The 8,337-nt window shown below is 76.1% G+C and carries 14 protein-coding genes; all 14 read right to left on the reverse strand.

Annotated elements, in window-relative coordinates; translation table 11 throughout:
- On the reverse strand, positions 1 to 249 hold a 249-nt coding region (locus HEQ75_RS27055; RefSeq protein ID WP_209318804.1), incomplete at its 3' end, for a hypothetical protein.
- A 13-nt stretch (positions 250 to 262) separates the two neighbouring features.
- Complete coding sequence (locus tag HEQ75_RS27060) at positions 263 to 574, reverse strand: gas vesicle protein K (RefSeq protein WP_168035242.1); 312 nt, start codon at positions 572 to 574, stop codon at positions 263 to 265.
- Positions 571 to 783 carry a gas vesicle protein gene (locus HEQ75_RS27065; protein WP_168035243.1) on the reverse strand — a complete coding sequence of 71 codons (213 nt, stop codon included), beginning with the start codon at positions 781 to 783 and terminating at the stop codon, positions 571 to 573. Before HEQ75_RS27065 ends, HEQ75_RS27060 begins: the two co-directional genes overlap by 4 nt.
- A gap of 10 nt (positions 784 to 793) precedes the next feature.
- Entirely contained in the window at positions 794 to 1,543 is a 750-nt protein-coding gene (locus HEQ75_RS27070; protein ID WP_168035244.1) for a GvpL/GvpF family gas vesicle protein, read from the reverse strand.
- The gene (locus tag HEQ75_RS27075) at positions 1,543 to 2,526 is read right to left on the reverse strand and encodes a J domain-containing protein (RefSeq protein WP_168035245.1); all 984 of its coding nucleotides are present in this window, start codon (positions 2,524 to 2,526) and stop codon (positions 1,543 to 1,545) included. Before HEQ75_RS27075 ends, HEQ75_RS27070 begins: the two co-directional genes overlap by 1 nt.
- Positions 2,523 to 4,589, reverse strand: coding sequence for an AAA family ATPase (locus tag HEQ75_RS27080; protein ID WP_168035246.1), 2,067 nt, complete (start codon positions 4,587 to 4,589; stop codon positions 2,523 to 2,525). The genes HEQ75_RS27075 and HEQ75_RS27080 overlap by 4 nt, the downstream gene beginning before the upstream one ends.
- A complete protein-coding gene (locus tag HEQ75_RS27085) occupies positions 4,586 to 4,828 on the reverse strand; it encodes a gas vesicle protein GvpG (RefSeq protein ID WP_168035247.1) in 243 nt (80 codons plus the stop codon). The genes HEQ75_RS27080 and HEQ75_RS27085 overlap by 4 nt, the downstream gene beginning before the upstream one ends.
- 1 nt (position 4,829) lies before the next feature.
- The gene (locus tag HEQ75_RS27090; RefSeq protein WP_168035248.1) at positions 4,830 to 5,594 is read right to left on the reverse strand and encodes a GvpL/GvpF family gas vesicle protein; all 765 of its coding nucleotides are present in this window, start codon (positions 5,592 to 5,594) and stop codon (positions 4,830 to 4,832) included.
- Positions 5,591 to 6,106 (reverse strand): Hsp20/alpha crystallin family protein, encoded by a 516-nt coding sequence (locus HEQ75_RS27095; protein ID WP_168035249.1) that lies wholly within the window; start codon positions 6,104 to 6,106, stop codon positions 5,591 to 5,593. The genes HEQ75_RS27090 and HEQ75_RS27095 overlap by 4 nt, the downstream gene beginning before the upstream one ends.
- 32 nt (positions 6,107 to 6,138) lie before the next feature.
- The gene (gvpJ, locus tag HEQ75_RS29235) at positions 6,139 to 6,429 is read right to left on the reverse strand and encodes a gas vesicle protein GvpJ (RefSeq protein WP_168035250.1); all 291 of its coding nucleotides are present in this window, start codon (positions 6,427 to 6,429) and stop codon (positions 6,139 to 6,141) included.
- Between the two features lie 5 nt (positions 6,430 to 6,434).
- Positions 6,435 to 6,692, reverse strand: coding sequence for a gas vesicle protein GvpO (gvpO, locus tag HEQ75_RS27105; RefSeq protein WP_168035251.1), 258 nt, complete (start codon positions 6,690 to 6,692; stop codon positions 6,435 to 6,437).
- A 12-nt stretch (positions 6,693 to 6,704) separates the two neighbouring features.
- Entirely contained in the window at positions 6,705 to 7,073 is a 369-nt protein-coding gene (locus tag HEQ75_RS27110; RefSeq protein WP_168035252.1) for a hypothetical protein, read from the reverse strand.
- On the reverse strand, positions 7,070 to 8,029 hold the full coding sequence (gene gvpN, locus HEQ75_RS27115; protein ID WP_209318805.1) for a gas vesicle protein GvpN: 960 nt from the start codon (positions 8,027 to 8,029) through the stop codon (positions 7,070 to 7,072). The genes HEQ75_RS27110 and gvpN overlap by 4 nt, the downstream gene beginning before the upstream one ends.
- Positions 8,030 to 8,034: 5 nt before the next feature.
- Positions 8,035 to 8,337 (reverse strand): hypothetical protein (locus tag HEQ75_RS27120; protein ID WP_209318806.1); only part of this gene is annotated, 303 nt, incomplete at its 5' end.

Here is an 8,337-nt window from a genome sequence, read left to right on the forward strand (position 1 = left end):
CGCCACGCCGGCGGCCATCGGCATGCCGGGGCCTTGCAGCAGCGCCGCGATGCCGCGCAGATCCTCGACCAGCGCGCCGCGGTCGCCCGCGGTCAGCGCCGCGATCAGCCCGGCCGTGTCGGCGGCCTGCAGCGGCGCGGCCGGTGGCAGCGCCGGCGGCGGGTTCAGCACCGCCCAGCCCAGCAGCGCAGCGCTGCCCAGGGTTGCCGCCGCGGCCAGGCCCCGGCCCAGATCCCGCCATGCCGCCATCATCCGTCGCCTCTCAGAGCAACCGGCCCAGCGGGCCGAGATCGAGGTTCAGCTCCTCCGGCCGCAGCCCCAGCCGGCCGCACAGCGTCTCCACCGCGCCGCGCAGCTGCATCAGGCCGAGGCCCAGGCGCTCCGTCTCCTCCGCCGACAGCGTGCCGGCTTCCATCCGCCGCAGCGCCTGGCCTTCCATCAGCCGGCGCACCAGCTCCACCAGCGTCAGCACCAGCCGGCCGAGATCCTGTTCCAGGGTCGCCGGGTCCAGCGCCAGCCGCGTGATCGGCCCGGCTTCGGAGAGGCCGGTCTCGGCAAGGGGTGCCGTGCTCATGCCCCGCCACCCCCGGCCGCCGGGCCGGCCAGCTTCGCCGCCCGGTCCACCGAGGCCAGCAGCGCCCGCAGCCCGACATGCACCAGGTCCACCCCGGCGAGCGACAGCACGATCTGCCCGTCCAGCACCACGCCAGTGTCCAGCAGCCGGTCCAGCACGTCCACCAGGGCCTGGGGCGGCGCGCCGGTGGCCGGAAGCGGGTCTCGCATGGCGGGCTCCTCACGCATGGCGCAACGCCGCGCGGGCATAGGCGTAGGGCGGCCAGGGGCCGATCACGCGCAGCGCCATGCCGCTCTCGGCGAGATCCGCCGCCGCCGCGCGCATCTCCTCCAGCAGTGCCGGCAGGGCGGCGCGCGGCACCAGCGCGGTCAGCGGTTCCGGCATCACATGCGCATGGCGGCCGAGCCGGGCGGAAACCTCGCGCGCCACGATCGCCTGGCGCGCGGCGCGGGCCTCCGCCATGCGGCGGGCGCGGCTGCGGGCGAGCAGGAAGGCGGTGCCGGCGGCGGCCGAGGCGGCGCGGCGCGACAGGTCGCCGAGGTCGGCGTCATGCGCGTCCAGCCACGCCTCGTGGCGCGCCGCGTCCTCCTCCAGCCTGGCACTGCATTCGGCGCAACCGGCCACCTGCGCCAGGGCGGCGACCAGCGCCTCCTCCCGCACCGCCAGCCACTCGGCCAGGGGGCCGGGGCCGGAGAACAGGGCGCCGAAGGCCATCGGCAGCACGGCGCCACGCGCCGCCATGGCGGCCACCACGGCATGATGCGCCGCCGCGCGTTCCGCCACCCAGGCGGGGTCGCCGGCGCGGCCCTCTGGCCCGGCCTCGAAGGGCGCGCGGGGCACGGGGCTGGCCAGGGCGGCGCAGCCGCCGGCGCGCACGAGCGTGAAACCGGACCCGGGCAGGATCGCAACGTCCCCGCCGGGCGGGCTCGCCTCCGGCGGCACCACGGCATAGGCATAGAGCGCCTGCATCACAGCGGCTCCGGCAGAAGCAGGTGGCAGGCCGGGCTGCGGGTCAGCGTGGCGCGGCGCACCGCGGTGGCCCCCCCCGCCAGGCCGCGCAGCAGCCGATAGGCTTCCGCCGCCTCCGCGAAGCGGCCGGGATCCGCGGCCTGCCCGGCCTGGTCCGGGTGCAGCCGGCCGGCCAGGCCGCGCCAGCGCCGGTGCAGTTCCGCCGGCGCCACCACCTCCGGCAGTTCCAGCAGGCTCCAGGCACGGTCGATGGCATCCGCCGGCACTTCCGCCACGCGCGCCGCGGCGAAGGCGAGCGGCGGCAGCGGCCCGCGCAGATCCGCCGCCACCTCCTGCGTCAGCGCCGCCGGCATGGCGAACAGCGCCGCCTCGATCGCCGCCTCGCCGCCCGCCGGCACCCGCACCGTGGCGCCGATGGCCGCGTCCTCCGCCACCGGGGCGGCCTCCGCCACCGCCAGCACGCGCGGCGCCAGGGCCTGCAGCAGCGCCGCCTGCCGCAGCGTGCGCGCCTGCGCCAGGATCGCCCCGACGGCCTCCGCCATCGCCGCCCGGCCGAGCCCTTCCAGCCGGCCGCGCTGCGCGGTGAGCAGGGCTTCCGGCGACCAGCGCAGGATCACGTCCCATTGGTGGGTGCCGCCATGGCAGGCCAGCGCCCGCGCCGCGGCGGCGGCCTGGGCCGGCAGCAAAGCGGGCCAGGTGGCCTCCGGCAGGGTGGCGGCGCCGGGATCGGCGGGCAGGAAGGGGCCGGACAGGCAGGCCGCTTCCAGCCGCCGTTGCAGGGCCGCCAATTGCCGCAGCAGCCCGGCGCGGTCCTTGGCCAGCAGCAGGGCGCGGGCCGGCGGTTCCGCCGCCTGCAGCAGCGCCGCGACCGGGCCGAGCGGCAGCAGCTCCATGGGCGGGCCGGGCAGCGCCGCCAGCCGGTCGCGCAATTCTTCCGCGCCGGCAGCGGGCGCGAAGCCGAGCAGCCTCTGTCGAGCCGTCATGATGGTTCCTCCGCACCGCCGGCCAGCGCCGCGGCGAAATGGCGGGCGGCGACCTCCGCCGCCATCGGGTTCCCGGCTTCCGCCATCGCCGCCAGCGCGGCGCGGCGGCAGAGCCCGGCCAGGTCGGCACCCACCAGCCCCGGCGTCGCCTCCGCCAGCGCATCCAGCGCCACATCGGCGGCGAGCGGCATGCGCCCCGCATGCAGGCCGAGGATGGCGCGCCGCGCCGCGAGCCCCGGGGGTGCCATGCGCAGCACCAGGTCGAAGCGGCCGGGCCGCAGCAGGGCGGGGTCCATCGCCTCCACCCGGTTGGTGGCGCCCAGCACCACGATGCCGGGCGGGTCGGCGATGCCGTCCAGCTCCGCCAGCAGCGTCGCCACCATGCGCTCCACCGTCGCGCCATCCGCCCCGCCGCGGCGGCCGGCGATGCAGTCGATCTCGTCGAAGAACACCAGGCAGGGGCGGGATTGCCGGGCGCGGTCGAAGATGCGGCGCAGCGCGGCTTCCGAGGTGCCCTGCCAGGGCGAGAGCAGCTCCGCGCCGCGCACCGCGATGAAGGCGATGCCGGCTTCCGCCGCCAGGGCCCGGGCCAGCAGCGTCTTGCCGGTGCCGGGCGCGCCATGCAGCAGCACGCCGCGGGGCGGGCGCAGGCCCATGCGGGCGAAGGCGCCGGGGTGGCGCAGCGGCCACAGCACGGCGCGTTCCAGCGTGCCGCGCAGCCCATCCAGCCCCGCGACATCGGCCCAGCCGCCACGCGGCATCTCCAGATGCGTCTCGCGCAGCGCGCTCGGCACGATGCCGGACAGCGCGGCGGCGAAATCCGCCGCCGTCACCGTCAGCCCGGGCGCGATGTCCGCCGCTTCCAGCGCGCCGGCGCGGCGCAGCGCGGCGATGGCGGCTTCGCGGCACAGCGCCGCCAGGTCGGCGCCGACGAAGCCCGCGGTCAGCGCGGCCAGCTGCCCGATGTCCACATCCGCATCCAGCGGCATGGCACGGCTGTGCACGGCCAGGATCTCCCGCCGCCCGGCCTCGTCCGGCGGATCGACGCGGATCTCGCGGTCGAAGCGGCCGGGGCGGCGCAGCGCCGGGTCCAGCATGTCCGCCATGTTGGTCGCCGCCAGCACCACCACGTCGCCGCGGCCGCCCAGCCCGTCCATCAGCGTCAGCAACTGCGCCACCAGGCGCTTTTCCACCTGCTTCTCGCCCGAAAGGCCGTCGCGGCGCGGCGCGATGGCGTCCAGCTCGTCGATGAAGATGATGGCGGGCGCTTCCTTGCGGGCGCGCTCGAACACCGCGCGCAGCGCGCCCTCGCTGGCGCCGTAGTAGCGGTCCATGATCTCCGGCCCGTTCACCGCGATGAAGGCGGCGCGGGATTCGGTGGCGACGGCGCGCGCGATCAGCGTCTTGCCGGTGCCCGGCGGCCCGACCAGCAGCACCCCGCGCGGCGGGGTGATGCCGAGCCGGGCGAAGGCATCCCGGTGGCGCAGCGGCAGTTCCACCACCTCCCGGATCCGCTCCACCACCCGGCCCAGCCCGCCGAGATCCTCATAGCGCACGGCGCCGGCGGAGCTGGGCGGGGTGGCGCCGTCCAGCGTCACCACGGTGGCCGCATCCACCAGCGCCGGGCTGGCCGGCTGCACCGACAGCACGCGCAGCTCGGCCTCCCGCCCGCCGGGCAGGGCCAGGCGCAGCGTGTCGCCCAGCGCCAGCGGCATGCCGTCCAGCACCCGCGCCAGCGCCAGCAGCCCGGGCTTCAGCGCGGGACCCGCCAGCACCAGCCGAATCGCGCGCGGCACCGCCCCGGCGGCGCGCACCGCCACCGCCTCGCCGATCGCCGCCCCGGCATTGCCGCGCATGGCGCCATCGAGGGCGATGCGCCCGGCCCCGCGCAGCGCCGCCGGCAGCGGCAGGGCGCGGGCATGGGCGGTGCGCCTGCCCTCGATCGCCAGCACGTCGCCGATGCGGCAGCCGAGTGCCACGAGCGCCGCCGGATCCAGCCGGGCGATGCCGCGATTGGCATCCTCCACCTGCGCGCCGATGACGGAGAAGGATGCGTCGCTCATCCGCGCGCCGCCCGGATGGCGGCGAGTTCCGCCAGCTGCTCGGCCTCCGCCGCCTCGAACTCCGCCTCGGTGATCTCGCCGGCCTCCAGCCGTCGTTCCAGCGCCAGCAGCGCGGCTTCCACGCGGCGCGGGTCGTACCATTGCTGGTCGACCGCCTGGGCCACCTGCCCGGCAACCCAGCCGATGCCGTTCAACGGCAGGGCGATGGGCAGGGTCAGCAGCGTGCGCAGCAGGCCCATCTCACGCCGCCTGGGCCGGCGCGCCGAACCATTCGGCGCGCAGCGAGACGAAGTTGAAGGGCGGCACGGGGCCGACATAGCGCAGCAGCAGCCGGCCGGCCTGCGCCGCCTCCAGCGCCGCCACCGCCGCATCGAAACGCGTCTCCTCGCTGCGCTTCACCAGGAAGGCGCGGTTCAGCAGCATGGCCTCGTCCACCTCCCGCAGCACCGCCATCTGCACCGCCAGCGGCGCCAGCTTCGCATCCAGCGAAGCGGCTTCCGCCGTGCGTCGCGCCGCCAACGCCGCCTCCACCCGGCGACCCAGCGCGATGCGGTCCTGGTAGGTCTCCTGCATCGGGCGCGTCGCCAGCCGGTCGCGCAGCGCGCGCAGCGCAGGCTCCGCGGCCAGGATCTCCTCGAAGATCACGCCCTCCCGCCACGACACGCGCAGGCCGAGCTCGACGCAGTCGCTGATCGCCGCCATCGCGTCGCGCAGCTTCATCGCATTCGCCGCCAGGCAGCGCGCCAGGGTGGTGGCGTCCGGGGCGACGGTGCCGAAGCGCACCGGCAGCACATCGGCCGCCGCCGTGGCGCGTTCCAGCACCGCGGTGTGCGTCAGCATGTGCCGCCGCGTCGGCGCCGGGCGTTCCGCCGGCGCGTCCGAGACCAGGGCGACGAAGCCGGCGGCCTCCATCGGCTGCACCGCGGCGCCGGCCACGCCATCGCCCAGCGGCGCGCCGCCGGGGGCGGCCAGGCCGATGCCATACAGCCACAGGCCCCCGCTCATGGCGCCGCCTCCGCGCGCGGCAGCCGCACTTCCAGGATGCCGTTGCGGCAGGCATGGGTCATGCCCGCTTCCCGCACGGCGCAGGGCAGCGCGACGCGGCGGTGGTAGCGCAGCCGGCCGGCGCCGGTGATCTCCAGCGCCCCGTCCCGCAGCGCCAGCGTCAGCGCCGCCGGCTCCAGCCCCGGCACTTCCGCCACCACCAGGATGGCATCGGCTTCCTCGAACACATCGACCAGCGGCTGGCGCGCTTCCGGCACCGCCGCCTCCGCCGTGCCGCCCGGCTTCGGGTCCGGCACATGGCCGAAGGCCTGCACACTGCCATCCAGCGTGCGCACCGAATAGCCGAAGACCACGCGGCCCTCCTCGCCCGCCTGGCCCGCGCCTTCCGCCAGCCGGCCGAGCCCTTCCGCCAGCCCCTTCAGCCCTTCCAGCATCCCGGCCAGGGACCCGGCGGGGTCAGCCGGCGGCGCGTCCTGCCGCGCCTGCTCGCTCATCGCGCGGGAGAGCGACATCGGCCGCCGCGGGCCGCCCCGGAAGCGGCCGCTCATGCGCCCACCCCCGCCAGGCGCTTTTCCAGCAGCGCCACGCGTTCCGCCAGCATCGCATTCTCCGTCTGCAGCTTGTTGGTCTGGCCGGTCAGCGCCGCATCCGCCTCCCACCACCGGATGCCCATCTCCAGCGCGCGATCGACGGAGGCGACCACCAGGCGCACGCGGATGGTCAGCAGCTCCACCCCCACCAGGCTGATGGAGATGTCGCCCGCGACCACGATCCCCTTGTCGAGGATGCGTTCCAGAATATCCGCGAGCGAGGAGCCGCCGATGGCGTGCTGCATGGGGTTCAGCCTTCCTCGCGCGCCTGACCGCGCTGGAAGCGGCCGGTGCGCTTCCAGCGCAGGATCCGCCCGCCATTGTCCAGCGTGACCTCGAAGGCCGCGATCAGGTCGTGGGTGCGCGGGATGGCGCGGTGTTCCAGCATGTCGATGGCGACCGCCCAGCCTTCAGCCGCCGGGTCCAGCCGCGCCACGGTGTCGGCCGGCAGGCCGGTGATGACACTCATCTGCCGCTTGGCCGTCTCGACGATCTCGGTAAGTTCCATGGCGCTGCGTCCTCAATAGGTCATCGGCACGCCGCGGCGGCGCGACGCGGCTGGGTTGGGCGTCGCCGCCGGCGCGCCGGTCGGCGCCGGTGCGGGTGCGGGTGCGGGTGCGGGTGCGGGTGCGGGTGCCAGATCATCCTCCGGCACCAGCGCGCCGATGCGCGCCGAGAGCACGGCCATGCGCGCCATCACCTGCGCCATGGTGGCGGCGGCGGCGTCCTGCTGCCGGCGCAGCAACGCCATCTGCCGCGCCAGGCGCGACCGGCGCTGCGCCAGCAGCGCGAATTCGGTGGCGGCGCCTTCCAGCGCCGTCGTCACGCCCTGGCGCCGCCGGCGTGGCCGCAGGCTGGCCTGGGAGGCGCGGGGCCGCGCGGCGGTCATGCCGGCAACCCGGCCAGGCGCGGCCCGCAGAAATGCTCCACCAGCCGCACCAGCATCTGCCGGTGCTTCGGGTCCGGCAGCCCGGCCGCCGAGGGTTTCACGCGGCTGCCGAGCACATCCAGCACGATCTCCACGAAGCGTTCCTCCTCCGCCGCCACCTGCAGGCCCTGCGCCTTGGCCAGCCGCGCGATCATCACGGAAGCGCGCAGCGTCGGCCGCCGCGTCCATTCGCGGGACAGGCGGAAATCGCGCACCAGGTCGACGATCCGCCCCGCCTGCTCGGCATCGAGGCCGGAGCGCGCGACGGCGATGGCCACTTCCGTGTCGCGGTCGAAGCCATCGAGGTCGATGGTCACCATGCGGTCCAGCAGCGCGTCCTGCGCTTCCTCCGTGCCGGCATGGTCCTCGGGGTTGGAGGTGAAGATGGCGCGGAAATTCGGATGCACGCGGATGGCGGTGTCCGAGCCGCGTGCCTTGGGCAGCGACAGCACGCGCTCCTCCAGCACCGTCAGCAGCACATTGTTCGCCGCCGCCGGGGCCCGGTTGAATTCGTCGTAGACCAGCGTGCAGCCTTCGGCGCAGGCGACGGTCAGCGCGCGGTCCAGCCAGACCGGCACGGTTTCCGTCTCCACCTTCATCACGCTGGTGATGTAGCGGTCCACGACGCGCCGCGTGCGGCTGCCGGATTCACGGCCGACCAGCGCCGCGGTGTCGAAGCTGGCGTCGCCCACCAGCAGCAGCACCGGCCGGCCGAGCCGGTCGGCGAGATCGAGCGCCGTCTTGGTCTTGCCGCTGCCGGCGGGGCCGCGGAAATGCACCGGGAAGCCGGCATCGAGATAGGCCAGCGCGCGGCTGGCCAGGCGTTCCGTCGCCGGGGTGCGGACATGGTCAGGCCCCGGCTGCAGGTGCAGCAGGCCCTCCGCCTCCGGCGTCGTGGTCATCGGCGGTCGCGCCATGCTTCTCATGCTCCGCTCAGTTCCAGCGCCACGCCGCGCCGCCAGGCCGCCAGCAACGCGGCATGCCGCGCCGGCTCCACGCTCCAATCCAGGTGCTGGTCCGCCAGCCTCGCCAGCCGCGGCAGCGCCGCGGCGCGGAAGGCCGGGGCGGCCGTGTCCTCCGCCGCCAGCAGCAGCGCGCAATCGCCCCCGAGGCCGGCGCCGGCCAGCAGCGCCGCGGCGATGTCGCAGGCCGCCTGCGCGGCCGGGTGCACCACCACGCCGCCCAGCGCCAGGCCGCAGGCGGCACCGAAATCGGCGCGCAGCGC

The sequence above is a fragment of the Falsiroseomonas selenitidurans genome (genome assembly GCF_012103215.1).
Taxonomy (GTDB): Bacteria; Pseudomonadota; Alphaproteobacteria; order Acetobacterales; family Acetobacteraceae; genus Falsiroseomonas; species Falsiroseomonas selenitidurans.

What these genes read in the sequence shown, in the direction of transcription:
- HEQ75_RS27060 (WP_168035242.1), bottom strand. Translation starts at nt 574, where the DNA reads ATGAGCACGGCACCCCTTGCCGAGACCGGCCTCTCCGAAGCCGGGCCG.
- HEQ75_RS27065 (WP_168035243.1), bottom strand. Translation starts at nt 783, where the DNA reads ATGCGAGACCCGCTTCCGGCCACCGGCGCGCCGCCCCAGGCCCTGGTG.
- HEQ75_RS27070 (WP_168035244.1), bottom strand. Translation starts at nt 1,543, where the DNA reads ATGCAGGCGCTCTATGCCTATGCCGTGGTGCCGCCGGAGGCGAGCCCG.
- HEQ75_RS27075 (WP_168035245.1), bottom strand. Translation starts at nt 2,526, where the DNA reads ATGACGGCTCGACAGAGGCTGCTCGGCTTCGCGCCCGCTGCCGGCGCG.
- HEQ75_RS27080 (WP_168035246.1), bottom strand. Translation starts at nt 4,589, where the DNA reads ATGAGCGACGCATCCTTCTCCGTCATCGGCGCGCAGGTGGAGGATGCC.
- HEQ75_RS27085 (WP_168035247.1), bottom strand. Translation starts at nt 4,828, where the DNA reads ATGGGCCTGCTGCGCACGCTGCTGACCCTGCCCATCGCCCTGCCGTTG.
- HEQ75_RS27090 (WP_168035248.1), bottom strand. Translation starts at nt 5,594, where the DNA reads ATGAGCGGGGGCCTGTGGCTGTATGGCATCGGCCTGGCCGCCCCCGGC.
- HEQ75_RS27095 (WP_168035249.1), bottom strand. Translation starts at nt 6,106, where the DNA reads ATGTCGCTCTCCCGCGCGATGAGCGAGCAGGCGCGGCAGGACGCGCCG.
- gvpJ (WP_168035250.1), bottom strand. Translation starts at nt 6,429, where the DNA reads ATGCAGCACGCCATCGGCGGCTCCTCGCTCGCGGATATTCTGGAACGC.
- gvpO (WP_168035251.1), bottom strand. Translation starts at nt 6,692, where the DNA reads ATGGAACTTACCGAGATCGTCGAGACGGCCAAGCGGCAGATGAGTGTC.
- HEQ75_RS27110 (WP_168035252.1), bottom strand. Translation starts at nt 7,073, where the DNA reads ATGACCGCCGCGCGGCCCCGCGCCTCCCAGGCCAGCCTGCGGCCACGC.
- gvpN (WP_209318805.1), bottom strand. Translation starts at nt 8,029, where the DNA reads ATGGCGCGACCGCCGATGACCACGACGCCGGAGGCGGAGGGCCTGCTG.